The 25,037-nt window shown below is 61.2% G+C and carries 18 protein-coding genes and 1 pseudogene; 11 read left to right on the top strand and 8 right to left on the bottom strand.

Annotation, left to right across the window (positions count from 1 at the left end; all coding sequences use genetic code 11):
- The 5 genes from OUZ52_RS15350 to OUZ52_RS15330 all read left to right on the top strand — a co-directional run.
- Nucleotides 1-1,069, top strand: a 1,069-nt coding sequence (locus OUZ52_RS15350) for a TonB-dependent receptor (RefSeq protein ID WP_266159388.1), incomplete at its 5' end; no start/stop codon positions are given.
- A 187-nt stretch (nt 1,070-1,256) separates the two neighbouring features.
- Complete coding sequence (locus OUZ52_RS15345; protein WP_425493859.1) at nt 1,257-3,890, top strand: beta-mannosidase; 2,634 nt, start codon at nt 1,257-1,259, stop codon at nt 3,888-3,890.
- Nucleotides 3,890-5,161: a glycoside hydrolase family 125 protein gene (locus tag OUZ52_RS15340; RefSeq protein WP_266159389.1), complete on the top strand. Its 1,272-nt coding sequence runs from the start codon at nt 3,890-3,892 to the stop codon at nt 5,159-5,161. Before OUZ52_RS15345 ends, OUZ52_RS15340 begins: the two co-directional genes overlap by 1 nt.
- A 59-nt stretch (nt 5,162-5,220) precedes the next feature.
- Entirely contained in the window at nt 5,221-7,668 is a 2,448-nt protein-coding gene (locus OUZ52_RS15335; RefSeq protein ID WP_266159386.1) for a GH92 family glycosyl hydrolase, read from the top strand.
- Between the two features lie 80 nt (nt 7,669-7,748).
- Nucleotides 7,749-8,735 (top strand): glycosyl hydrolase family 18 protein, encoded by a 987-nt coding sequence (locus OUZ52_RS15330; protein WP_266159385.1) that lies wholly within the window; start codon nt 7,749-7,751, stop codon nt 8,733-8,735.
- Between the two features lie 89 nt (nt 8,736-8,824).
- On the opposite strand, the gene OUZ52_RS15325 is transcribed toward OUZ52_RS15330, so the two are convergent.
- Entirely contained in the window at nt 8,825-9,526 is a 702-nt protein-coding gene (locus tag OUZ52_RS15325) for a pirin family protein (RefSeq protein ID WP_266159384.1), read from the bottom strand.
- A 266-nt stretch (nt 9,527-9,792) separates the two neighbouring features.
- Between OUZ52_RS15325 and OUZ52_RS15320 the strand changes: the two genes are divergently transcribed.
- Entirely contained in the window at nt 9,793-10,146 is a 354-nt protein-coding gene (locus tag OUZ52_RS15320) for a YciI family protein (RefSeq protein ID WP_266159383.1), read from the top strand.
- Nucleotides 10,147-10,155: 9 nt separating this feature from the next.
- Nucleotides 10,156-11,415 (top strand): RNA polymerase sigma factor, encoded by a 1,260-nt coding sequence (locus OUZ52_RS15315; protein WP_266159382.1) that lies wholly within the window; start codon nt 10,156-10,158, stop codon nt 11,413-11,415.
- Nucleotides 11,416-11,489: 74 nt separating this feature from the next.
- On the opposite strand, the gene OUZ52_RS15310 is transcribed toward OUZ52_RS15315, so the two are convergent.
- Both OUZ52_RS15310 and OUZ52_RS15305 read right to left on the bottom strand, forming a co-directional pair.
- A complete protein-coding gene (locus OUZ52_RS15310; RefSeq protein ID WP_266159381.1) occupies nt 11,490-12,467 on the bottom strand; it encodes an AraC family transcriptional regulator in 978 nt (325 codons plus the stop codon).
- A 35-nt stretch (nt 12,468-12,502) separates the two neighbouring features.
- Nucleotides 12,503-13,387: an oxidoreductase gene (locus OUZ52_RS15305; protein WP_266159380.1), complete on the bottom strand. Its 885-nt coding sequence runs from the start codon at nt 13,385-13,387 to the stop codon at nt 12,503-12,505.
- 607 nt (nt 13,388-13,994) lie between these two features.
- Between OUZ52_RS15305 and OUZ52_RS15300 the strand changes: the two genes are divergently transcribed.
- Nucleotides 13,995-15,575 (top strand): MASE1 domain-containing protein, encoded by a 1,581-nt coding sequence (locus tag OUZ52_RS15300; RefSeq protein WP_266159379.1) that lies wholly within the window; start codon nt 13,995-13,997, stop codon nt 15,573-15,575.
- A 65-nt stretch (nt 15,576-15,640) separates the two neighbouring features.
- On the opposite strand, the gene OUZ52_RS15295 is transcribed toward OUZ52_RS15300, so the two are convergent.
- The gene (locus tag OUZ52_RS15295) at nt 15,641-16,105 is read right to left on the bottom strand and encodes a hypothetical protein (RefSeq protein WP_266159378.1); all 465 of its coding nucleotides are present in this window, start codon (nt 16,103-16,105) and stop codon (nt 15,641-15,643) included.
- 575 nt (nt 16,106-16,680) lie between these two features.
- Between OUZ52_RS15295 and OUZ52_RS15290 the strand changes: the two genes are divergently transcribed.
- The 3 genes from OUZ52_RS15290 (at nt 16,681) to OUZ52_RS15280 (ending at nt 19,185) form a co-directional block, all read left to right on the top strand.
- Nucleotides 16,681-17,322 carry a trimeric intracellular cation channel family protein gene (locus OUZ52_RS15290; RefSeq protein WP_266159377.1) on the top strand — a complete coding sequence of 214 codons (642 nt, stop codon included), beginning with the start codon at nt 16,681-16,683 and terminating at the stop codon, nt 17,320-17,322.
- Nucleotides 17,323-17,518: 196 nt separating this feature from the next.
- Nucleotides 17,519-18,427, top strand: a complete 909-nt coding sequence (locus OUZ52_RS15285; RefSeq protein ID WP_266159376.1) for an ATP-binding cassette domain-containing protein — start codon at nt 17,519-17,521, stop codon at nt 18,425-18,427.
- Nucleotides 18,424-19,185, top strand: a complete 762-nt coding sequence (locus OUZ52_RS15280) for an ABC transporter permease (protein ID WP_266159375.1) — start codon at nt 18,424-18,426, stop codon at nt 19,183-19,185. Before OUZ52_RS15285 ends, OUZ52_RS15280 begins: the two co-directional genes overlap by 4 nt.
- Before the next feature lie 52 nt (nt 19,186-19,237).
- Here the strand turns inward: OUZ52_RS15280 and OUZ52_RS15275 are convergent, their stop codons facing one another.
- The 4 genes and pseudogenes from OUZ52_RS15275 to OUZ52_RS15260 all read right to left on the bottom strand — a co-directional run.
- The gene (locus OUZ52_RS15275; RefSeq protein ID WP_266159374.1) at nt 19,238-20,830 is read right to left on the bottom strand and encodes an SDR family NAD(P)-dependent oxidoreductase; all 1,593 of its coding nucleotides are present in this window, start codon (nt 20,828-20,830) and stop codon (nt 19,238-19,240) included.
- 263 nt (nt 20,831-21,093) lie between these two features.
- Entirely contained in the window at nt 21,094-22,299 is a 1,206-nt protein-coding gene (locus OUZ52_RS15270) for an acetyl-CoA C-acyltransferase (protein ID WP_266159373.1), read from the bottom strand.
- Nucleotides 22,300-22,422: 123 nt separating this feature from the next.
- Nucleotides 22,423-24,810, bottom strand: coding sequence for a 3-hydroxyacyl-CoA dehydrogenase/enoyl-CoA hydratase family protein (locus tag OUZ52_RS15265; protein WP_266159372.1), 2,388 nt, complete (start codon nt 24,808-24,810; stop codon nt 22,423-22,425).
- Nucleotides 24,811-24,860: 50 nt separating this feature from the next.
- Nucleotides 24,861-25,037 (bottom strand): annotated as a pseudogene (locus OUZ52_RS15260) (TetR/AcrR family transcriptional regulator); the annotation flags it as partial.

Here is a 25,037-nt window from a genome sequence, read left to right as displayed (position 1 = left end):
TGACGGCCTCAATGCGACGCAGAGCATGAGTCACTGGACCACGATCAACCAGGGGGCATTGCGGCAGTACGTCAGCGGTCTGTACAGCAACTCGCCGATGGACCCCAAGGCGACCTATGCGATTGCCGAGCAGAATCGCGCGTTCTACCTGCAAGGCGATTTCTCCGGCGAGAACTATCGTGGCAACATCGGCGCCCGCTACATTCACACCCGCGATGGCGTCACCGGCTACAACAGCATCGGCAACAACCAGTACGCGCCGGTAGAGCAGAAAAATACCTACAGCTATTGGCTGCCCTCGTTCAATATCGCCTACGACGTGCGTGATGACTTGACCCTGCGCTTCGCTGCCGCCAAGACCATTGCACGGCCGCGTTATCAGGAGATGACCCCGTATGTCTCGTTGGATGACCGCACCCTGACCGGTTCGTCCGGCAACATCAATCTAAAGCCCTATAAGTCGACCAATTTCGATGCCACGGCCGAGTGGTACTTCGCAGAAAACAGCGTGCTGTCGGCCGAGCTGTTCTATCGCCGCATCAATGGTTACATCCTCTACTCCAATGTCAGTCGCACCTACTACAACCTGACCCGGCTGCAACCCACGGTGTATTCGATGGAGACCCCGATCAACGCCGGTGTCGCCAAGGTCAAGGGCATTTCGCTGACCTATCAAAGCAACCTGGGCGCTGGCTTCGGCTTGTTGGCCAACTACACCTACTCGCAGGCCGATACCAGCAACAATTTCCCGTTGCCGTACAACTCCAAGAATGCCTTCAACCTGAGCCCGTATTTCGAGCAAGGGCCGTGGAGTGCACGCGTGACCTACAGCTGGCGTTCGCCGTACTTCACCCAGATCGCACAACTGCAGTCGCAGCAGATCACCGGCATCTTCAGGGAGCTGGACGCTTCGGTCGGTTATCAGATCAACGACCATATGCGAGTGTCGCTGGACGGTACCAATCTGCTGGATGAAACCTACTTCAGCTACAACGGTGTGCCGAGCCAGCCGCTGAATGCTTACAAGAACGGTCGCACCTATACCCTGAGCATGAACTTCAAGCTGTGATCGGCACAGTTTGAAGCAGGACCGGATCCGCTTGCAGGCATGAAGCAGGTAAGCGGATTCAGGCCCTTGGATATCGTAGCGAGACCACGCGGAGAGCAATGACTTGTCGTCCATACTGCGCTATTTGATGCTACGAAAAACCACGCGCCGGCGGTGGCGTGCCGGAGCGGTGTCGCATGCGAGCATGATGCGCGTAGCGGCACTGTTGGCTGTTGCCGCTTGCAGTGGCGCCGTTGCGGCACCGCTACAACAACAGACGCTGGCCGACGGTTGGCAGTTTCGTCTGCTGCCTGGTTCGGCCGCGGCCGCCAAGCATCCCGAAGCCGAAGCCTGGCGTCACGCTAGTGTGCCGGGCAGTGTGCAGACCGACCTGCTGGCTGCTGGGGTGATCGGCGACCCGTTCTATCGCGACAACGAAGCCAGCCTGCAATGGATCGGTCTGGCCGACTGGGAGTACCGCCTTCCGCTCCAGGTAGATGCCGCCACCTTGGCGCGCGATCACGTGGAGCTGGTCTTCGATGGCCTGGATACCTTGGCCGATGTAACGCTTAACGGTACCCGCTTGGTCGCCGCCGACAATATGTTTCGTCGTTGGCGCATCCCGGTAAAACAGCGCTTGCATACGGGGAACAACACGCTGTCGGTGACCCTGCATTCGCCGATCGCGCGGCTGCTGCCCTGGTTGCTCAAGCAGCCATACGCCTTGCCGGGTGAGTTCGACTCCGCTTTCGGCGATGAGCCCAAGGGCAAGCAAACCTCGAACTATGTACGCAAGGCCAACTATAACTATGGCTGGGACTGGGGCCCGCGCTACGTCACCGCCGGTATCTGGCAGCCGGTGCGGCTGGAAAGCTGGGACCAATGGCGCCTGGCGGATTTTCATATCGCCCAGCAGCACGTCGAAGCCGGGCTTGCCGTGCTGGAGGCGCAGTTTAATCTGCACGCCGATCGGGTCGGCAAGGCGCGTTTGCGGGTTACCTCAAGCGCCCCCGACGGCAGCCAGCAAAGCGCGGTCAAGGACGTATCGCTGAACGCGGGCGACAACGCGCTGAGCGTGCCGATGCGTATCGAGAAGCCGCAACGCTGGTGGCCGGTCGATTACGGCGCGCAGAATCTTTATCGTTTTCGTGCCGAAGTGCTGGTGGGTGACGAGGTGGTTGCCAGCGCCGAACGCGATACCGGCTTGCGCAGTGTGGAGTTGCGCCGGCAGCAGGATCAGTGGGGCCGCGGTTTCGAGTTTGTCGTCAATGGCGTGCCGATTTTCGCCAAAGGCGCCAACCTGATCCCGTTCGACAGCTTTCCGACGCGAGTCGCGCCCGAGCGCATGCAGCAAATCCTGCAGTCCGCACGCGATGCGCATATGAACATGCTGCGGATGTGGGGTGGCGGCCATTACCAAAGCGATGCGTTTTACACGATGGCCGATAAGCTCGGCTTGATGGTCTGGCAAGATTTCATGTTCGGCGGGGCGATAACCCCGTATGACGATGCCTTTCGCGAGAACACTCGCACCGAGGCGACCGAGCAGGTGATTCGCTTGCGCGACCATCCCAGCATTGTGCTGTGGTGTGGCAACAACGAGGTGCAGACCGGTTGGGAGTCGTGGGCCGACCGGAAAAAATTCCGCCAGGAGACCGACCCGGCCGAGCTTGCGCGCATTGAGGCCGGCATGAAAAAGCTGTTTGGCGAGACGCTGCGCGATGTCGTCAAACAGCAGGCGCCGGATGTGCCTTACTGGGCCAGCTCGCCAAGCACCGATTTCGAGGGGCCGGCCAATCAGTTGAATAACGGCGACTACCACTCGTGGGATGTCTGGGCAGGATCGGCGCCGATTGAAAAGTATCTGGATGCCACGCCGCGCTTTCAGTCGGAGTACGGCCTGCAATCGTTCCCGGTGATATCCACGGTGGCCGCGTTTGCCGACAGCAAGGATATGTCGCCGAATTCACCGGTGATGCGTGCGCATCAGAAGTTCGCCAACGGCGATGGTAACGACCGGCTGCTGTTGTATATCCGCAAGTACTACGGCGAGCCGAAGGACTTCGCATCCTTTGTTTATCTGAGTCAGGTGATGCAGGCGGAGGGTATCGAGCTGGCCGCCGAGCACTTGCGCAGCGTGCGACCACAAAGCATGGGCTCGCTGTATTGGCAGCTTAACGATGTATGGCCGGGCGCTTCGTGGTCCAGCATCGATTATTACGGACGCTGGAAGGCCTTGCAGTTTCACGCCCGGCGTTTCTATGCGCCAGCGCGCGTGGCGCCGATCCGCCGCGATGGCCGCACCGAGGTGTTTCTCATTTCAGATCGCACCGCGCCGTTCGATGCCAAGCTGCGCACGCGGATCATGAGCATGGAGGGTTCAAGCCTGGAAGATCGCACCGATGACGTGCATCTGGCCGAGCTAGCCAGTACTCGTGCGGCCGAGCGCACCGATGCCTCGCTGCTGCATGGGGCAGACCCCAGTCGTAGCGTCGCCGTGTTCGAGCTGATCGAGCAGGGCAAATCGATATCTCGGCACCTACTGTTTTTCGATACGGCGGCAAAATTGCAGCTGCCTGACCCAGGATTGCAGGCGCAGCTCAGCGACAACGGCCACGGCATCAGCTTAAGCATCAGCGCCAAGCGGCTGGCCAGGGCGGTATGGGTCGATTTCGGTCAACTCGATGCGACGCTGTCCGATAACGCGTTCGATCTATTGCCTGGCGAACATATCGAGCTGCAGATAACCAGCACGGCCGATATCGATGCCTTGCGTAAAGCGCTCACTTTGCGCTCGCTGGTCGATGCCGTGCAGCGCGAGCCCGCCAAGGCCGCACCATGATGACGTCGCGTCGTAGCGTGCTGAAGATGATGGCCTTGGCCACCGCTGGCGCGATGCTGGGGCAGGGGCGCTTGGCGCTGGCTGCGCCGCGGTTTCTCAGCCAACGACCGCCATTGGCCAAGCGAAAATTCGTCAGCCCGGCGGTCGAGCGGCTGATGGCGCGGGTCAAGGCGAAAATCGCCGATCCCGAGCTGGCCTGGATGTTCGAAAACTGCTTTGCGAACACGCTCGATACCACAGTGCAGGTGGGCAACCTGCGTGGCAAGCCGGATACCTTTATCGTTACCGGCGATATCGATGCCATGTGGCTGCGCGATTCGTCGGCTCAGGTGTGGCCTTACGTTTCGCTCGCCGCACATGATGAACCATTGCAACGATTGTTTCGCGGGCTGATCCGGCGGCATGCGTACTGGCAGGCGACCGGTGACAAGCGGCCCTTCGACGATGATTGGCGCGACGCGATGCGCAAGGTGCTGGCCACTTTTCGCGAGCAGCAACGCAAGCATGGCCCCGGCAGTTACCACTTTCAGCGCCGCTCGGAAGTACCGACCGAGAGTCAGTTCCTGGGCGGTTATGGCAACCCGGCGCGTCCGGTGGGCTTGATCCACTCGATGTTCCGGCCCTCCGACGATGCCTGTCTGTATCCGTTGTTTATCCCCGGCAATCTGTTTGCGCTGAGTGTGCTGCGCCAGTTGGCGCAGATGACCCAGGCCTTGTTCGACGACCGTGGGTTTGCCGCCGAGTGCCATACGCTGGCCGATGAGATCGAACAGGCCTTGCAGTTGCACGGCATCATCCGCGACGAACCGGGCGGGGAGGTCTGGGCCTACGAAGTCGATGGCTACGGCAACCAGCTTTTTATCGATGACGCCAACGCGCCCGGTCTGTCCAGCCTGGCTTATCTCGGCTGTTGCCCTAGCGACGATGCGCGTTATCGCCGCACGCGTGCCTTGGCGTGGAGTGAGCGCAATCCGTATTTCTTCAGCGGACGTGCTGCGCAAGGTATCGGTGGCCCGCATGAAGGGCTGCGAATGATCTGGCCGATGTCGATCATCATGCGTGCCCTGACCAGCACCAATAGCGGCGAGATTCGTCAATGCCTGCAATGGCTGAAGACGACCCATGCCGGTACCGGCTTTATGCATGAAGCGTTCGACCAGGATGACCCGACACATTTCACCCGTGCCTGGTTTGCCTGGGCCAATACCTTGTTCGGCGAACTGATGGTGCAGATCGCTGATCGTCAGCCCGAGTTACTGCGGCGCTCATGAGCCAGTCCCTATGAGCCCGAGCTGCCATTGTTCCCTATTCCACAACCGGAGAGCATCCCATGGTGACGCGTAGACGTTTTCTGCAAGGCGCTGCCGCGCTGACTTTAATCGGTGGCACGGTGAAGCCGTTGTCGGCGCTTGCAGCCGTGCGTACGGGGGCCCATGTGCCAAACCCGACCGGCGCCCATGCCGCCAGCGGGCTTGCCAAGTATGTCGATGTCTTCGTCGGCACCGGTGGCCATGGTCATACCTATCCAGGCGCGAGCATGCCGTTCGGCATGGTCCAGCTCAGCCCGGATACTTACGATGCGCAATGGGATGCCTGCTCGGGCTACCACCAGGGCGATGGCTCGATCATGGGTTTCTCGCATACGCATCTGAGTGGCACCGGCGCCAGCGACATGCTCGATGTGTTGGTCATGCCTTGCACTGGCCCGGTGCTGTTGCAGCCAGGCGACCGCGAGCACAAAGGCAGTAATTATCGTTCGCGCTATGACGGCGTGACGCCGGCTGTGGCGGCGCCTGCATCCAGCAAGCCGGCGATCAAAGGCTACCGCTCGCGCTACGATCGCGCCGATGAGCACGCCCAGCCCGGCTACTACCAGGTGCGTTTAAAGGATTACGACGTGCTTGCCGAGCTGACCGCGACCTTGCGCGCAGGCTTGCATCGCTACACCTTCAACGGTGCCGACGAAGGGCATTTGCTGGTCGACTTCGCGCATGGTTATCACGACGATCCGGCCGTACCGACCAAGGTCACTGACGCGCAGTTGAAACTGGTCGGCAATGACACGCTGGTCGGCGGTCGCCGTGTGCACCAATGGGCGAATGGCCGGCATATCTACTTCGCGATGAAATTGTCGCGGCCGTTCGATCGCGCCACGCTGTACGCCGACGATGTGGCCTTGCCCGACGCGACCGGCGAAGCCAAGGGAACCAACCTCAAGGCGGCCTTGCATATCAGTCATGCACGCAGCGCGCCGCTGCTGGTCAAGGTGGGTATCTCGGCGGTCGATATCGACGGTGCCTTGCGCAATCTTGAGGCGGAAATACCTGGCTGGGATTTCGAGGCCGTGCGCAGTGCCGCCGAGGCGTCATGGGAGCGTGAACTGGGCCGCATCCGCATCGATACTTCGTCGGAGCGCACTCGCCGTACCTTCTACAGCGCGCTGTATCACACCATGCTGGCGCCGACCCTCTTCAGCGATACCGATGGGCGCTACCGCGGCATGGATCTGGCCGTCCATAACCTGCCGACCGGATCGCATAACTACAGCACCTATTCGCTATGGGATACCTATCGCGCCCTGCATCCGTTATTCACCCTGATTCAGTCCGAGCGTGTGCCTGATCTGGTCAACGGCCTGGTTCGCATGGCGGCGGAAAGCCCGGAAGGCCCGCCGGTGTGGCCGCTGCAAGGGGTCGAAACAGGTTGCATGATTGGCTATCACTCCGCCGTGGTGCTGGCCGAAGCGCAGGCCAAGGGTTTCACAGGTATCGACTACGCTAAGGCATGGCCGCTGTATCGCAAGCGAGCCATGGACGATGACTATCGTGGCCTGAGTTACTACCGCAAGCTGGGTTACATCCCCAGCGATAAAGAAGGCGAGGCGGTCAGCAAGACCCTGGAATACGCTTATGACGATTGGGCGGTTGCTCATCTAGCCGAGGCGGCCGGCGCCATCGATGACGCGAAGAAACTGCGCGAGCGCTCGCGTAATTATCAGCATGTCTTTGATCGCAAGGTGAACTTTGTGCGGCCGCGCGGCAACGATGGTAGCTGGCTGGAGCCATTCGACCCGCGCGGTATGGGACATTCGGATAAGTGGCGCGATTTCACCGAGTCGAATGCATGGCAAGCTACCTTTCTCAACCAGCACGACCTTTACACCTACATGGGTTTGTTCGGCGGCGAGCAGGCGTTTGAGCGCAAGCTGGACGAACTGTTCACGACCAGCTCGGCATTGCCTGTCGATGCGCCACCCGATATCGCCGGCATGGTGGGGCAGTACGCGCACGGCAACGAGCCCAGTCACCATGTGGCTTATCTCTACGCCTATACCGGCGCGCACCACAAAACCCAGGCGCGCGTGCGCATGTTGCTCGACACCATGTACCAGGCCGAGCCCGATGGCTTGGCTGGCAATGAAGATTGCGGCCAGATCAGCGCCTGGTACGTGATGAGCGCCTTGGGTTTGTATGCGGTCGATCCGGTCAGCACGAATTACGTCTTCGGTAGTCCGTTGCTGGATCGCGCCGAGATCGAGATCGGTGCGCAACGCAAATTGATCGTGCAGGCCGTAGGCAATGGACCCGACCAGCTGTATATCCAATCGGTGAGCTGGAACGGCAAACCCTGGAGCAAGAGCTGGATCAGTCACGCCGAGCTGGCCGCCGGCGGTACGTTGGTCTTTCACATGGGTAGTAAGCCGAACAAGCAGTTCGGTGCCGCTAGCGGAGACCGCCCGCCATCGTTCGGCCTAGCCGCCGGTTCCTCTGCAACCTAGTTATCGCGTGGTTTCGATGCATCCCCGCATCAAGGGCGGCAGTTCACGCCACTCATCGTAGATAGTCTGGAGGATTCGCAATGAACAAGTGGTTTGGCTTGTTGCTGCTGTCGGCTGCTGTCGGGGCTTTACCGCTGGCCGGGATGGCACAGAGTACGGCTAGCACGCTCCCCAACACGGCGAGCAGCAAACGGGTGGTTTATTACGACCAGACGATCTACAACGGCAGCAGTTCGCAGGCGTCCAACTACGTCAGCCTATCGCCGCTATGGGACGTGGCCAATATCAACCCGAATACACAGAAGCCGTACGTCACCGATGTGATCGTCGGCGCCTTTCATCTGGGCGCGCAAAGCGACGGCACCAGCCTGCATCTGAATGACAATCCGCCCAGCGATGCCATTTTCAATGTGTTGTGGAAGGACGTGGGCACGCTGCAAGGCAAGGGCGTGAATGTGCTGGCGATGCTGGGCGGTGCGGCACAGGGTTCTTACGCCAGTCTGTTCGATCAGAACGGTAATCTGACTACTTACTACGACACTTTGAAGCAGGCTTTGCAGACCTACGGCTTGAACGGTATCGATCTGGATATCGAGGAGTCGGTTTCGTTGGCGAATATCGAAACGCTGATCACCCAGCTACGCAAGGATTTCGGTAGCGACTTCATCATCACGTTCGCGCCGGTGGCGGCTGCGCTGCAGGGCGATACGGATCCGTTCTCGGGGTTCAATTACCTGGATCTGTACAACGACCAGTCGGCCAATATCTCCTGGTTCAATGTGCAGTTTTATAGCGGCTTCGGCTCGTTATCCTCCAGCACGGATTACAGCAGCATCGTCAAAGCGGGTTTTCCGGCGAACAAAGTGGTCGCGGGCATGCTGTCCAACAGCAACAATGGCTCGGGCTTTGTCAGTATCACGACGGTGAAGAAAACCGTCACCAGCTTGCTGAAGACCTACCCCGACTTCGGCGGTGTGGATGCCTGGGAGTATTACAACGCCAACCCGGGCGGCACGGCCAAGCCGGCGCTATGGGGCACCACGTTTGGTCAGCTGATGAACCCCTGACCAAGCGCAAGGGCAGGCGCGGGCCTGCCCTTGTCACTGGCGGTGGCAGTCACTGACGGCAGCCAGGCAGTCGCCGCTTCATCTGCGGATTACTGCTCGGTATCGACCAGCACTAGCTCGGCATCTTCCAAGGCGGTTACCCGCAGCAGCGACTCATCGCGAATCGCCGCACCGTCGCGGGCGTCGAGTCTGACGCCATTGATCTCCACCCGGCCCTTGGCGGGGACCAGATAGCCATACCGGCCTTCATCCAGCGTGTACTGGGTTGTTTCGCCAGCCTTGAGGGTGGCGCCCAGTACCCGCGCACGCGTGCGCAGAGGCAGGGCTTCGCTGTCTTCCTTGAATCCGCTGGCCAAAGGCACGAAGCGGCCTGAGCGCTCGCCGGTCGGAAACGGCTTGGCCCCCCACGTCGGCGCTTGGCCACGCGTATCGGGCAAGATCCAGATCTGGAAAATACGGGTTGTGCCCGGTTCCAGGTTGTATTCGGCATGAGTAATGCCGCTGCCCGCACTCATGACCTGCACGTCGCCTGCCTCGGTACGGCCTTCGTTGCCTAGGCTGTCCCGGTGGGTAATGGCGCCTTCGCGGACGTAGGTGATGATTTCCATGTCGGCATGCTGATGCGGCGGAAACCCGGTTTGCGATGCAATAGTGTCGTCGTTCCACACTCGTAGCGCACCCCAGCCCATGCGCTTGGCGTCGCCATAGCTGGCAAACGAGAAATGATGCTTGGCGTTGAGCCAACCGTGGTCGGCGCCGCCGAGGCTGTCGAAAGGTCTGCGTTCAATCACGGTATTTCTCCTGTAGATGGCTTGCGCTGATAGGCGCCTGCGCAGCAATGTAGGGCCGTTGGATGCAAACCAACATAGGCAAAAAAGAAACAGATTGTTGCCGGATAGCTGATTTGTGCGGATACCGCCGGTGGACGCGCAAAACGCAGCTTGCGTAGCGGTAATCACCGAGATCGGGCTTGTCCAAATCGCCGGCATCCGTGCGTCATCGGTATAGGCGGCGCATCCTGCCCGCCGATGACCGATAGCCATGATGGAGACTCCACATGTCATACATTCTGATGACTTATGTAAACGAAGCCGGCTGGTTCGCGCTGAGCAAGGCCGAGCAAGAGCAAGGTGTGGCGGCGTATAAGGCCTATGCCGAAGCCCTGACCAAGGCCGGTGTGCTGTTGGGCAGCAACCGTCTCCAGGGCGGTTCGACGGCGACAACGGTGCGGATAAGCCATGGTAAGCCACAGGTACTGGATGGCCCTTACGTGGACAGCAAGGAGCAGCTCGGTGGTTATTTCATCATCGACGTGGCTGACCTCGACGCGGCGATTGCCTGGGCCGCTCGCTGCCCGGCCGCGGGGCATGGGGTGGTCGAGGTGCGTCCGCTGTGGCCGATGCCGGCCTAGGCCCTGCCGGTGAATGAATCCCCGAGCCCAGAGGAAGGTGCCGAGCAGGCGCGCCGTACCGCCGACGCGGTGGCGCGGCGCAGTTACGGCAAGCTTGTTGCCTTCCTCGCGGCTCGCACACGCGATGTGGCGGCCGCCGAAGATGCCTTGTCGGAGGCGTTTGCTGCGGCGCTTGCGGTCTGGCCGTTGCAGCGTTGCCCAGCCAATCCGGAGGCTTGGCTACTCACCGTGGCCCGCCGAAAATTGATCGATGCGGCGCGACGGCGGCAAAGCGGGGATATGGCGGCGGCGCAATTGCAGCTGCTCGCCGAAGGATTGCAGTGGGTGGCGCAGGCGGACATCCCCGATCAGCGTCTGGCGCTGATGTTCGCCTGTGCCCATCCGGCGATCGAGGCGAGCATCCATGCGCCCTTGATTCTGCAGGTGGTACTGGGGCTGGATGCGAAAACCATTGCCTCGGCTTTCCTCACCTCGCCAGCGGCGATGGGCAAACGGCTGGTGCGTGCGAAGGAGAAGATTCGTCAGGCCGGTATTCCCTTTAGCGTCCCCGAGCGCGAGGAGCTCGCCGGTCGGCTCGATACCGTGCTGCAGGCGATCTATGCCGCTTTTGCCGAAGGCTGGAGCGACCCAGAGGGTGGCGATGCCGCCCGCCGCGACCTGACCGAGGAGGCGCTGTTTCTGGCGCGACTGGTCAGCGAGCTGCTGCCACAACAAGCGGAGACACTGGGGTTGCTTGCGCTCATGCTGCACGCCGAAGCACGGCGTGGCGTCCGGCGCACAACGTCTGGCGAATATGTGCCGCTGGCTGAGCAGGATCCCGCGCAGTGGGACGCGGCCATGATTGCCGAAGCCGAAGCGCTGCTGCAGCGCGCCAGCGCCTTGCATGTGCTGGGGCGATATCAACTCGAAGGCGCCTTGCAGTCGGCGCACGTGCATCGCCGTCGTAGCGGCAGCGCCAACTGGGCTGAGGTGGTGCAGTTATACGACGCGCTATTGGCGATCACCGGCTCGCCGGTGGTGGTGATCAATCGCGCGCTGGCGCTTGCCCAGTTGCATGGGCCGGAAGTGGCGCTCGACAGCCTGCAAGCGATCGCCACCGATGAGCGATTGGCGCAATACCAGCCGTACTGGGCCGCCCGCGCCGAGTTGCTGACACGGATCGGCGCGCATGCCGAGGCAGGTCGCGCCTATGAGATGGCGATCGGTCTTGAACGTGACCCGGCGGTTCGTCGCTTTTTGCAGCGGCGGCAGGCGGCTTTATCGGGCTGATGCTTGGTGCGCATGGTTGGGGTTCGTTGGCGCTCATCCCAACTTATCTTCACCTTTGCCTATGGTGGGGGCAGTTAGCCCATGGCCGTTGTTCGTCGCCGCGAAGGGGTTTTGCCTTCCCACTGTCGGAAGGCACGGTTGAAAGAATTGAGTTCTTCAAAACCGAGCAGAAAGGCGATTTCGCCGGTGTCCAGGTCGGTCGCGTCCAATAAATGGCGGGCGAGATGGTGACGCACCTGATCGAGCAGTTGCTGGTAGCTGGTGCCGGCCTGGCCTAATCGGCGTTGTAGCGTGCGCGGGCTGATATGCAAGGCTGCGGCGACTTGCGCCATGCTGCGTGCCAAGACATTCCATACCCGGTCACTCAACGATGTCGTAGCGCTGAGTTCATGCAGTGCCGTATCCAGTGTCGGCATCAGCATGGCGAGATGGTCTTTGTCGTGGGTGACGAAGGGCAGTTCGAGGTCGGCCCGGTCGTAGATGAGGCGATCTTGCGCTGCGTTGAAGCGCAATTCGCAACGGAAATGCGCGCTCAGCACATCCGTCGCCGGCGGTCGACGGGTCAGCTCCAGACGCCGCAAGCGGATGCCCCGACCGCTGCCGCGCTCGGCCAGGGCAAGGTTCGAGGCAAAGATCGCATCAACCAGCAAGGGCGGCGTATGGCCGTCGGCAAGCATCCAGCGCATGCTCACCGCAGCCTCATCACGGCTCAGTTCGATGTTGATGTCTTCGGGGCAGGTCAGGCGTTTGTAGCGAGCCAGCCGGTGTAATGCCTCGCCGAGCGTGGCCGAATGCAAGGCGGCGAGCGAGACGACATCGTAGACCTCGATACGTGTGCCATCGCCCAGGCGAAGACCGAATGCAGGGTCGTCGCTGGTGGCTTCAATGGCCTGCCATAGCGCGAAAAACTGCGCGGTCGTCAAGGTCGCGCGAACCTGGGTCAGCAAGGCATGGGGCAGCCCGGCCCGCTGCAGTACGGCGGCGGGATCGAGTCCGAGCGCTTTCATGCGCTCGAACACGCCACGGCTTAGCGGGATCTGGTCGGCTCTCACGTGGATACTCTCACTGCCCTGCCTATCGGTGCGAGTCAGGTTAACGAGCGAATCAGCCGCGCGCGTTCTTCGGCAGATTCGGCGGAGTCTTCGAAGTCGGTCGAAAGGCTAAGCGTACGCCACTTGGCATCTTCGGCCGCCACCCGCGCGGCTTGCTGCTCGGCGAGAAATACCGCATCCGAACCCAGCAGCAAGCGCAGCGGCGGCGTGGGAGTGTTGACGATGGTGAGGATGGCTTGCGCGGCCTTGGCCGGATCGCCGCCTTGCTGTCCACGATGGGTCTTCAGTAGCTCGATCATGGCGCCCATGGTCGGGCTATATTCCGAATCAGCGGCAGGCGGGTAGATGGTCATCGATGAGCCCGCCCAATCCGTGCGAAAGCCGCCTGGCTCGACCAGGGTGACGTAGACGCCAAAAGGTTTGATCTCCTTGGCCAGCACTTCGGAGAAGCCTTCTACCGCCCACTTAGATGCCTGATAGGCGCCCATGCCTGGTACGCCGATGCGCCCGCCAATCGACGAGAACTGGATGATGTGGCCGCTGCGCTGTTTACGTAGCACGGGCAGGGCGGCGCGGGTGACGTTGACCAGGCCGAAGAAATTGGTTTCCAGCTGGGCGCGGAAGTCGGCATCGTCGCCTTCTTCGATGCTGGCCAGGTTGCCGTAGCCGGCATTGTTGACCAGAACATCCAGACGGCCGAACGCATCGACTGCCGCGCGGATGGCGGTGTGCGCGGCGGCGGGGTCAGTGACATCGAGCGCCACGGCGCGTACGCGGTCGCCATAGCGGGCGACCAACGAGCTGAGTTGAGCCGGATCACGAGCGGTGGCGATCAACGAGTGACCGGCGGCGAGCACCGCTTCGGCCAAGGCCTTGCCAAAACCACGCGAACTGCCGGTGATAAGCCATACCTGAGACATGGGAAAGCTCCTGCTTGGGGGGCATGCGGGCGGGGGATCGCCCGGGTTGTGCAGACCTTACGGCGGTGCCGGTACGGGTAAATAATCCGATCGCGCCAAATCCATGGGCGGTCGATGAGGGTGGCTACTTTCACGCTGTATTAGGCGATTGCGGCCAGGGCGGCTGGGATAAGCCGCCTATGCCTAAGAGCGTGTTCGGGCGTGAGGGTGGACGGCGCTATAAGCGCTCCGCGCCCGGTTTTCTAGCTCTTCCGTGGCAGCAAGCTCATGTGCCGATGTCGATCAAACGGATGTCGAGCAACGGTCGCCCGGCAATCTGGGAGATAATCAGCAGGTCGAGATGATTCCGCTGCCGATACGGTTTTTTCAATCGAGTTGGAGAGCGAGGCAATCACTACTGGCGGACGTATTTTCAAGACGCCGAAGCGGCGGTCCGGCTCAGCTTTTTGTGGTTACGTAAAGTCTTACGAGATAGTGACGTCTTCACGTCAATTTCATGTAGCGCACTACCGATATCTAGTAACGTTAGGTCATCGGGATAGTAACTGCGCAGTAATCAAAGCTAAGGGGTAGCGGTGATATGCGGATAGGGAATCGGGGAGGTGTTTTGCTGCGCTATGTCGCGATGGCATCAGCCTACGCGATAGCTTATGTCGCCTTGCGCAGCGTGTCGTTTTCGCACTGGTCACTGCTGGCCGGTCTGCGTATCGGATGCTTGTTGCTGCTCCCCCGGCGATATTGGGCTGCGTTGCTAGTCGGTGAAGCTGTGCCGCTGGTGTATTTCAATCTGCAGTGTTTGCAGCAGTTCGGTCTTGCCTGGACCGTCGCCGCGTCGGTACCACCGCTGCTGCTCGCGATGCCGTTCGTGGTTTGGCTTCGCGATGCTCTGCCCGGTGCCCAGCGGGCGACGGCACAACATATGTCCGGCCTGTTGCTGTGTAGTTTCAGTGCGTCGGCTTTGACCGCGGTGGTGGACGCCTGGGTTTACAGTTTTGTGCCGCCGTCACCGACCGAAATCAAAGTTCCGCTGGAAGAGGCCGCTAGCCAATATTTCCTGGGTACGTATCTCGGTATTCTCGTTCTTGTGCCGTTGCTGCTCTGCGTATTCGATGCGTTGACGCAGACAAAACGGGAGACATGGCTGAAGCTTTTGTCGGCTCATGCGCGCGTGGTCGGTGAGGCCGTTGCGCTCTCGCTGTCGATGATCGTCATCTCGATCTCCGCGATTGCCGCACACAGCGAGTTCTGGCTGCAGTTAGCGCAGATTGTGCTTTTCATTCCGGTGGTCGTTTTTGCGTTGCGTCGTGGCTGGTCTGGCGCGGCTTTCGCCGGTGCCGTAGCGAGCTGTTGCATTGTCTGGATCATGCCTGAGCACAGTGACCGGGCGACCCTGCTGGCCGAGACCGCCATGGCGCTCGCGATGACGACACTGTTGATGCTGGGTGCTCGTACCACGGTCATGCGCCGCTCGTTGCATGAAGACTGGCGCAATCTGCGTATTGCCCGGCAAGAGCTGTTTTTGAATGAGCTGCGCATACGCCGGAATATTCAAGACCTGGATGCGGTGCGGGCAAAGTTGAACCTTACGCACGGCCAGGTGATGAGCCGTCTACGTTACTGCTTGCCGGGCGATGAAGAGCTTGCCTACCGCAGTCAGCTGCAGGTGGCCGAAAAAGATCTGGACCTGGTCGTCGGCCGCCTCGCACCGACAGAGTGGGACAGCATGGGGCATCCGAACGCGTTGTGGGATGGACCGATCGCACAGGCGGTTCGCAGTTTCGGCATAACCTATGAAGTCGAGCCCGGTGGCCAGATGAGTCTGCTGGCGCCGGATATTCGGGTCGCTCTTTACCGGCTGGCCTGTGAAATGGTGACCTATGTGCTGACGGAGGCGCCAAGCTCCAGGCTGGTGCTGCGTACCTACACCAAGTCGGAGCGGGGCATCTGGTCGGTCGATCTGGATATCGAAGGCGCGGGCTCGACGATGTTGCCGCTGGGGCGGGCCAGCGTGTTGTCCAGCCTCGGCAGTGCGGGGCTTAGCGAAGAGGACATGCGTAACAGGGCAAGTCTGTATAAGGGCAGCCTGCTAGTCAATCGCTCGCACCCCGGTTTTCTGAGGGTTCACGCCAGCCTGCTCGATACCTCTTCCGACCCTGCTCACGACTGGGTCTTTGGCGAGGCTATTTAAAGCCTCGCCCGGAGAACTAGCTGGAGCACCCAGCTAGTTTGAGAACCCATTGCCCGTTCCCATGATTAGTTGACGCGACCGCCACCGCTGCAGTCGAGGCCGGTGCATTCGGAGTCCATCGCGTTCATCTGCACTTGGCCGTTTGCCTGTGGCGTCAGGGTCACATTCACGGCCCCGTCGTTGTAAACCGTTTCGGCAGGAGCACTCGACGCAGGTGCTGTGAGCCGTTGCTGTGGTGTGCTCACGTATTGCGCGTCGCTGCCGATTGGCAGGCTCAGGTACTGGCCGCCAGCGACGGCAAAGGCGCCGCGCACCTTACCGTTCAAATCGTTGACCTGGATGTAACGAACGCCGTCGCGATTGAATACGTAGACATGCCAACGCGGGCTGGAGCTGACATCCGGAGCATTGGGCCATGCTTGACCAAGGCCCGTGCTTACCGTGGCGGGTTGCTGTGCCCATGCGGTTCCACAGATGCTTGCTAGGGCAAGAGCAGTGATTGGTAGCAGGTGCTTAATAGTGGTTCGCATCTCAGTCCCTCGGAACAGGCTTTATTTCACCGCAGCATAACGCGAAACAATGTTAAGGCCGTGTCTTTCTGCTACTTAGATCGAGTCATACCAACGAATATCCATTAGAAGTGAGCCTGTGAGGCCGGATGCCTTCGCCGCTCGGCGGCGGCTGATCGCCGACCTGTGGCGGGCGGCGATGTCTTGGTGTCAAAAAGGGGGGGCATCAGGAGCAGGGGCCGATGCAGACATCAAGGGTGCCAATTAACGGCTTGGCTGATGCCACGACTAACCGGGGAAACCCAGGACATGCCCCATCAAGAGCGGGGCAGGAAGGCCATGTCCTCGTAACGGACCGTTGAATGTCGCAACGATGCTGGGCGGGGGATGGCGGCGGAGGTTGGCGGATTTGCGGCATCGCTTGGGGCCAAGAAAACCCATGCGCGCTGCTGAAAAAGCACGGGCTTGGCCAGCCGACCTGCAAGATTGTCAGCTCATCGTGCCCCTTCTCCTGGCGCGAGCCAGACCATAGCGATTGACCCGCCGCCGTGCTGGCGATAAACAGAGGCCTCTGTCGATCTGAAAGGCTACTCACGATGCACGCGTTGTTACTGGTGCTCGATCTCATCGGTACGTTCGTGTTTGCGCTGAGCGGCGCGCTTACCGCGGTACGACGCCAGCTCGATTTGTTCGGTGTGCTGGTGCTGTCGTTCGCGGCGGGCAATGCCGGCGGCATCACCCGTGATGTACTGATCGGCGCCACACCGCCTGCGGCGATTGCCGACTGGCGTTATCTCGGTGTTTCGGTGCTGGCCGGGGTGATTACTTTTTACCGTTACGCCACCATCGAGCGGCTGCGTAATCCGGTGCAGCTGACGGATGCGGCCGGGCTGGCGTTGTTTGCCGTGGCCGGTGCGCAAAAGGCACTGGCGTTCGGTCTCAATCCAGCGATGGCGGCGCTGCTCGGCATGCTCACGGGTATCGGTGGCGGCATGCTGCGCGACGTGCTGGTTACGGAAATCCCCACCGTGCTGCGCGCGGATCTTTATGCCGTGGCGGCGCTGGCGGGGGCTGCCGTGGTGGTGGTGGGCAGTTTGCTGCAGTTGCCGCCCACGGCTACGACGCTGGCTGGCGCAGGCCTGTGCTTTGGCCTGCGCTATATGGCGATCCGACATCGCTGGCATCTGCCGGTGGCCCGTTATGTCGTCGAAGAGTCGTCCCGAGATGCACGCAAATAAGCAGTACGGCAAACGCTGCTGGTCGACAGTTGAACATCTAGATCGATCGGCCGGGATAATCGTTCATCATCATCATTATCTTCGCGCTGGATGTCTCGATGGCCAAAGGTCACTGTGTGCTCCAGCCTATTGAAGAGGCATGTTATCTCTCGCTTGAATAGGTAGCCGCAATTCGCGGCGCTATCGAGGCATAGGGATGCTTGCTATCGAAACCAGGGCGTTGTCTCGCCGATTTGACGGCGGCCACGGTGTGCATCAGCTTGAGTTACAGGTGCCTGTGGGCAGTGTGTATGGTTTTCTGGGTCCGAACGGCGCGGGCAAGACTACGACCATCCGGTTGCTATTGGCGCTGTTGCGAGCCGATGAAGGTGAGGTCCGGATCTTTTCGCAATCCGTTGCGCCTGATGATCGGCGCGCATTGCGCGAGGTGGGTTCCATGGTGGAGACGCCCTCGCTATATCCACATTTATCGGCGCGCGACAACCTTGAGGTCACCCGCCGCCTGCTTGGGGCGCCCAAACAGCATATCGACGAGGCGCTCGATATCGTTGATCTTCGCGCAGATGCGGATCGTCGTGTGCGCGATTATTCGCTGGGTATGCGGCAACGTTTAGGGATAGCGCTGGCTCTGCTGGACCAGCCGCGACTATTGGTGCTCGATGAGCCGACCAATGGTCTGGACCCTGCCGGCATCGCCGATATGCGTGTGCTTATGCAGCGCATGGTGGGCGAGTTGGGCATGACGGTGTTTCTCTGCAGTCATCTGCTGTCGGAGGTAGAGCAGATCGCGACCCATGTAGGGGTATTGCAGCAAGGGACCTTGCTTTTTCAAGGCACACAGCAAGCGCTGCGCGAACGCTATGGCGATGCGTTGATCATCCGTTGTCTTGATGCGAATTCGGTATGTGCAAGCCTCGCTGGTCTGGGCGAAACACCGCAGCGGTTGGACGACGATAAGGTCGGCATCCGCACGCCGCGCCTTGCCGATGCCGAGATCAATCGCTGGCTGATCGAGCGCGGTCACACGATACATGCGTTCGGGCGTAGCCCGTACTCGCTGGAAACCTTGTTCTTCGAGCTGACCCAATATGGAGTCGCCGCATGATCATACTGCGGAGAGCGCTGAGCGCTGAGGCGCTGAAGTTGCGGCATACGCTGGGGCTGTGGCTGATATGGCTGGCGCCGCTGGTGATTATCGTGTTGACGGTGGTGCAGTTCAGCTTCCAGAAAACACACGGTCCGATGGGTCTTACACCGGTCAAGGCGTGGATGAATTTTTGCCGCGGCATCTTCACGATTTGGTGCGTACTGATGCTGCCCTTGTTCGTAACTTTGCAGGCAGCATTGCTGGCCGGTCTGGAGCATGGCAATCAGCAGTGGAAACATCTGTTAGCGTTGCCGGTGCCGCACTGGAGCCACTATGCAGCCAAGGCGCTGATGCTTGCTCTCATGGTGGTTGCGTCGACCTTATTGCTGTGTGTGATGACGCCATTGGTTGGCTGGATCCTGATGTATACAAAGCCTGACTATGGTGTGGCCTGGCCAGCGCCGTGGGGCTGGCTGCTGATGCATTCGCTTGAATGCATTGCTGCCAGCAGTCTGTTGGTCGGGCTGCATACCTGGGTGGCGATCCGCTGGAACAGCTTTACTACCGCTATCGGTGTCGGCGTTGCGGGTACCGTGGCGGGTTTTCTGATCTGCCAGTCCGAAAAGCTGGGGCCGTGGTTTCCCTGGTCGATGGCCGCGCAGACAGTCAGTGGCAATGAGCAGCGCGCGATGCTGGCAATTGTCGTCAGTCTTATCGGCGGCGCACTGACCGGTGCCATAGGCCTATGGGATTACGCACGCCGGGAGTACGCCTAAGCGGTCGTTTGAGCGGTGAAACAAAGGGCTGGCGCAGGCCAGCCCTTATCGCTTACCAGTCGGTAGGCCGGTAGTCCTTCAAGAATTGCCCCCATACATGCTCGCCACTGTTGATGCCGCTGATGATCGGATCGACAATGCGCGCGGCACCGTCGACGATATCCAGCGGTGGGTGGAAGCGCTCTTCCAGCACTTTGCGGGCAGCGATTTCCACCGGATCTTCGTCGGTTACCCAGCCGGTGTCGACGCTATTCATGTGAATGCCGTCGTTGTGATAATCCGTGGCCGAGGTGCGCGTCATCATGTTGAGCGCGGCCTTGGCCATGTTGGTATGCGGATGGCGAGTGGTCTTGAAGTTGCGGTAGAACTGGCCTTCCATCGCGGATACGTTGACGATGTGCTTGTCGCGCTCTGGCGTGCGCAGCATCAGCGGCTTGAGCCGCGCGTTGATGATGAAGGGGGCAATTGCGTTGACCAGCTGCACTTCTAGCAATTCCACCGACGGCACCTCGGCCATCAACAAACGCCAGGAATTGCGTCCGCGCAAATCCACCTGTTGCAGATCCTGATCCAGCCGGCCTTCGGGGAACAAATGCTGTTGCGCCAGCAGCTCTTCCGGCAGTAGCGGCAGTTGCGATAGCTCGGCGGCACGGGTGAGCCCGGCGACGTCGTTGCCTTGGCCGTTGAGGGCCAGGGATGCCCCATTCGCCTCGGGGAGAATCTGCGAGCCACGCAAGCCCTCGTAGTGACCCACCAGCTTGCGTACGTTCTCTGGCAGCTCATGCAGGGCAGCCGTTTCGCCGTCCATCATGTGGGCGTAGAAATCCGGCGGACGGCGCACGGTCTGGCAGGCGTTGTTGATGATGAAGTCCAGCCGCGGGCGCGTGGCGATCAACTCCTGGCAGAACGCTTCGACGCTAGGGGTATGGCGCAAATCCAGCCCGTAGATTTGCAGGCGATGGCCCCATTCGCCGAAATCGGGCTCCTCGGCATAGCGTGCTGCCGAGTCGCGCGGGAAGCGTGTCGTCACGATCAGTTCGGCACCGGCCCGCAGCAGCTTCAAGCCCGCCTGATAGCCGATCTTGACCCGGCCACCGGTGAGCAGCGCAACCCGGCCACGCAAATCCACCAGTTCGGTGCGCTTGGCGTAATTGAATTCCGCGCAGCTGGGGCACAGCTGGTCGTAAAAGAAATGGATGGTCGAATACTTCTGCTTGCACACATAGCAATGTTGCGGCTCGATCGATTCGCGCGGTTGCTCGCTGTCGGCATCGGGGGCCACATCGTGTGGCTCAAAGCCTTGTGGGGCGAACACATTCGGCGTGCTGAACACCGGTTTGCGGCGCAGCGCGCGGATGCCGGTTTGATGCAGCAAGGCATCGTCGGCGCGGATCTTCGACGCGTTACGCGCCTTTTCCGCCGCCTTCAGCTTTAGCCGGCGGGCGGCCGGGTCCGGGTGATAAGCCTTGGCCACCGCCTGGTGCAGGCGCTCGCGGTCGGCGGCGGGCAATTGGTCCAGCAGTTGCCGGTCGGCAGCTACCGATTCCAGTAATGCCGCTGCGGCGCGCAGGCGTTCCAGCAGCGAAGTATCCGCGTCATCCGGCAAAGGCTGGGGGGCCGTGGTGGTGTTCAAGTGCGTATCCATCGTCTAAGGGGTGCTGCACCGAGGGTGCAGACAGCGCGGTGTTGCGCCTGGCAGGCCGAGTATTTTGCCTGCTTTCTGGAGATGGATGGTAAAGACGGCTGCTGAAGCCTTAACGACGCAGCGGCAACGCCTGTATGCCAGCGCGGCGATTGGCTGTGCTCGGTGATAGACACGGCGCCGTATTGCTACGGCGCCGTCTTTATTTCTACTTGCTGAGTAATGCTGGATCTTCGCGTTTAGACGTGAATAACTCACGCCTGAGATCAAAGTGCCTCAAAGACTCCGGCTGCGCCCATGCCTGTACCAATACACATGGTCACCATGCCGTACTTCTGTTTGCGACGGCGCATGCCGTGCAGCAGGGTGGCGATGCGGATGGCGCCGGTGGCACCCAGCGGGTGACCCAGGGCGATGGCGCCGCCGAGCGGGTTGACCTTGCTCGGGTCGAGGCCGAGATCGCCCATCACGGCTAGCGCCTGGGCGGCGAAGGCTTCGTTGAGTTCGATCCAGTCCAGCTGATCCTGGCTGATGCCGGTTTGCTTGAGGGCCTTCGGAATCGCTTCCTTCGGGCCGATGCCCATGATGTCCGCTGGTACGCCGGCGACCGAGAAGCCGACGAAACGGGCTAGCGGCTGCAGGTTGTAGTCCTTGATCGCCTGTTCGCTGGCGAGCAGGACCGCACCGGCGCCATCGGAGGTCTGCGAGGAGTTGCCCGCGGTGACGGTGCCGCCGAACTGGCCGTTGCGGAATACGGTGCGCAGCTTGGCCAGCACGTCGGCGGTGGTGCCGGCGCGCGGGCCTTCGTCGGTGTCGATGCGACGGCTGTCGGTGACGATTTCGCGGGTGGCCAGATTCGGGTAGCGGTCGTCGAGCTGGAACGGCGTGATCTCGTCCTTGAACTCGCCAGCGGCGATGGCGGCGAGGGCGCGACGATGGCTTTCGACGGCGAAGGCGTCTTGCTGTTCGCGGCTGACTTTCCAGCGCTTGGCGACGTTTTCGGCGGTGATGCCCATGCCATAGGCGATGCCGATGTTTTCGTCGGTGAAGATGGCCGGGTTCATGGCGATCTTGTGGCCCATCATCGGCACCATGCTCATGCTCTCGGTGCCGCCGGCAAGCATCAGATGCTCTTCGCCCAGACGGATGCGATCGGCCGCCATGGCCACGGCCTGCAGACCGGACGAGCAAAAGCGATTGATGGTGACGCCGGGCACAGTGTCGGGCAGGCCGGCCAGCAGCACGCCGATGCGTGCCACGTTCATGCCTTGCTCGGCCTCGGGCATGGCGCAGCCGATGATGGCGTCGCCGATGCGATGGGGATCAATACCGGGGGCCTGCGCCATCACGGCACGGATGACATGGGCGAGCATGTCGTCGGGGCGGGTGTTGCGGAATACGCCACGCGGCGCCTTGCCTACCGGGGTGCGGGTGGCGGCGACGATGTAGGCGTCTTGCACTTGCTTGGTCATTTCGTTCTCCGTTGCCCTCGCGCTATGCGCGGATGCGGGCGAATGATTTTGGTCGCGGATTGAGGACGGCTATCCCCATGCCAACCCTCCCTTTGCCGGGGAGGGCGTGGATCGCGGTCAGTGTCAGTTTCTCAGCGGTTTGCCGGTGGTCATGGTGTGAGCAATGCGCGCCTGGGTTTTCTCGGTTTGCGCCAACTCCACAAAATGCTTGCGCTCCAGCGCCAGCAACCATTCTTCGTCGACCAATGAGCCGCGCTCGATCTTGCCGCCGCACAGCGTGTCGGCGATGCGCAAGGCAATCTCGACATCGTGTTCGGAGACGAAGTAACCGGCCTGCATATTGGTCAGAGAAGCATGGAAGGTCGCTGCACCGACATCGCCGGCGACCGGGATCGCCCGTGCCGGCATCGGCGGACGCCAGCCGCTTTCAGCCAAGGACCGGGCCACCTGCTTGGCCACGTAAAGCAGTTCATAGTTGTTGAACACCACCACGTCGCTATCGCGTAGCAGGCCGAGCTGCTTGGCTTCCAGCGCGCTGCCGGAGACCTTGGCCATGGCGACCGTCTCGAAGACTTTCTTCAAGGCCTCGAAGGGGTCTTCCGGGTTGGCTTTTGCCGCGCGGATGGCCAGCTCTTTCAAACCTGCACCCGCAGGCAGCAGGCCAACGCCGGCTTCCACCAGGCCGATATAGCTTTCCAGCGCGGCGACGGTACGCGCCGAATGCATCTGGAATTCGCAGCCGCCGCCGAGCGCGAGGCCACGCACGGCCGCAACCACCGGCACCAGTGACTGTTTGATCCGCATGCTGGTGCGCTGGAAGTTCGCCACCATGCTCTTGAACGCATCGATGTTGCCGGACTGCAGCAAGCCCAAGGCGCCCTTGAGATCGGCGCCGGCGGAGAACGGCTCACTGGTCTGCCACAACACCACGGCTTTGAGCTTCTCTTCGGCCACGCCAATGGCATGCTGGATGCCGTCGAGCACATGGTCGTTGACCGTGTTCATCTTGGTCTTGAACGAGAGAATGCCGACGCCGTCATCGCCGAGTGTCCACAGGCGCACGCCGTCGTTCTCCCACACGGTGGTGCCCTGGTCGAATTTCTCGCCGAGGATCGGATCGGGGAACAGCTGACGGGCATACACCGGATGCTGCGAGCGTGGCTTGTCGGTCTTGGCGCTGGCCGAGTACGAACCGGCCTTGCCATGCACGCCGGTGCGGCCGTCGGTGACCCAGGCCGGCAACGGCGCCGTGCTCATGGCCTTGCCGGCGGCGATGTCTTCGGCGATCCAGCCGGTGACCTGCTGCCAGCCGGCAGCCTGCCAGGTTTCGAACGGACCGAGTTTCCAGCCGTAGCCCCAGCGTATGGCGAAATCCACGTCGCGTGCGGTATCGGCGATATCAGCCAGGTGGTAGGCGCTGTAATGAAACAGGTCGCGGAAGCTGGCCCACAGGAACTGCGCCTGCGGATCGGCGCTGGCGCGCAGTTTGCCGAACTTCTCTGCCGGATCTTTGATCGCCAGGATCGCGGCGACTTCGTCCGACGGTTTTTGCTCGGATACGCGGTAATCGCGCTTGCCGACATCCAGTACCACGATGTCTTTGCCGGCCTTGCGATAAAAACCGGCGCCGGTCTTCTGGCCCAGCGCGCCCTGATCGATCAGGCCTTGCAGCCATACCGGTGGTTTGAAGTATTGGTGCCACGGGTCGTCGGCCAGCGTGTCGGCCATGGTCTTGATCACATGTGCCATGGTGTCCAGGCCAACCACGTCGGCGGTGCGGTATGTCGCGCTTTTCGGGCGGCCAACCGCCGGGCCGGTCAGGGCGTCGACCGTGTCGAAGCCGAGCTTGAACTGCTCAGTGTGATGCATGGTGGCCAACATCGAGAACACGCCGATGCGGTTGCCAATGAAGTTCGGGGTGTCTTTGGCGATGACCACGCCTTTGCCCAGCGTGGTGGTGAGGAAGGCTTCCAGGCCAGCCAGCACGTTGCCATCGGTGAGCTTGGTCGGAATCAATTCAACCAGGTGCATATAGCGCGGCGGGTTGAAGAAGTGCACGCCGCTGAAGCGGTGACGCATATCTTCCGGCAGCGCCTCGGCGAGGCCGTTGATCGACAGGCCGGAGGTGTTGCTGGCGATGATGGCGGTCTTGGACAGATGCGGAGCGATCTTCTTGTACAGATCCAGCTTCCAGTCCATCCGTTCGGCGATCGCCTCGATCACCAGGTCGACATCCTTCAGATGCTCGAGGTCGTCTTCGTAGTTGGCCGGGATAATGGCCGCCGCGCGGTCTTTATCCGCCAGCGGCGCCGGCGACAGCTTCTTCAGGTTTTCGATCGCCTTGAGCGCAATGCCGCTCTTGGGGCCATCTTTGGCGGGCAGGTCGAACAGCACGGTCTCGACGTCGGCGTTGGTCAGGTGCGCGGCGATCTGCGCGCCCATGACGCCAGCACCGAGTACCGCGGCCTTGCGAATGCGTAGCGCTGATGCAGGTGGTAATACAGCGGTCATTGGCTTCTCCGATGGTGCGAACACTAAATGGACAGGGGTGTTAGAGAGGGTTAGGGATGGCTCAGGCCGGCCGTGGCAAAGCGGATCAGGTGCGAGGCAGTCTGTTCGCGATGGGTGTGCTCGGCGACATCGCTTTTGCGCTGGATCATGCCGAAGCCGGACATGGCGTGGGTCAACGCGCCAGTCACCAGATCCACGCGCCAATACAGCTCTTCTTTGCTCAAATG

It is taken from the genome of Dyella silvatica (assembly GCF_026283955.1).
Lineage (GTDB): Bacteria > Pseudomonadota > Gammaproteobacteria > Xanthomonadales > Rhodanobacteraceae > Dyella_C > Dyella_C silvatica.
Note: the sequence above shows the minus strand (reverse complement) of the source record. Positions and strands in the feature narration are given on the sequence as shown.

Bases quoted from the DNA above. Each gene is read 5' to 3' on its own strand.
- OUZ52_RS15345 (WP_425493859.1), top strand. From the start codon at position 1,257: ATGCGCGTAGCGGCACTGTTGGCTGTTGCCGCTTGCAGTGGCGCCGTT.
- OUZ52_RS15340 (WP_266159389.1), top strand. From the start codon at position 3,890: ATGACGTCGCGTCGTAGCGTGCTGAAGATGATGGCCTTGGCCACCGCT.
- OUZ52_RS15335 (WP_266159386.1), top strand. From the start codon at position 5,221: ATGGTGACGCGTAGACGTTTTCTGCAAGGCGCTGCCGCGCTGACTTTA.
- OUZ52_RS15330 (WP_266159385.1), top strand. From the start codon at position 7,749: ATGAACAAGTGGTTTGGCTTGTTGCTGCTGTCGGCTGCTGTCGGGGCT.
- OUZ52_RS15320 (WP_266159383.1), top strand. From the start codon at position 9,793: ATGTCATACATTCTGATGACTTATGTAAACGAAGCCGGCTGGTTCGCG.
- OUZ52_RS15305 (WP_266159380.1), bottom strand. From the start codon at position 13,387: ATGTCTCAGGTATGGCTTATCACCGGCAGTTCGCGTGGTTTTGGCAAG.
- OUZ52_RS15295 (WP_266159378.1), bottom strand. From the start codon at position 16,105: ATGCGAACCACTATTAAGCACCTGCTACCAATCACTGCTCTTGCCCTA.
- OUZ52_RS15290 (WP_266159377.1), top strand. From the start codon at position 16,681: ATGCACGCGTTGTTACTGGTGCTCGATCTCATCGGTACGTTCGTGTTT.
- OUZ52_RS15285 (WP_266159376.1), top strand. From the start codon at position 17,519: ATGCTTGCTATCGAAACCAGGGCGTTGTCTCGCCGATTTGACGGCGGC.
- OUZ52_RS15280 (WP_266159375.1), top strand. From the start codon at position 18,424: ATGATCATACTGCGGAGAGCGCTGAGCGCTGAGGCGCTGAAGTTGCGG.
- OUZ52_RS15275 (WP_266159374.1), bottom strand. From the start codon at position 20,830: ATGGATACGCACTTGAACACCACCACGGCCCCCCAGCCTTTGCCGGAT.
- OUZ52_RS15270 (WP_266159373.1), bottom strand. From the start codon at position 22,299: ATGACCAAGCAAGTGCAAGACGCCTACATCGTCGCCGCCACCCGCACC.
- OUZ52_RS15265 (WP_266159372.1), bottom strand. From the start codon at position 24,810: ATGACCGCTGTATTACCACCTGCATCAGCGCTACGCATTCGCAAGGCC.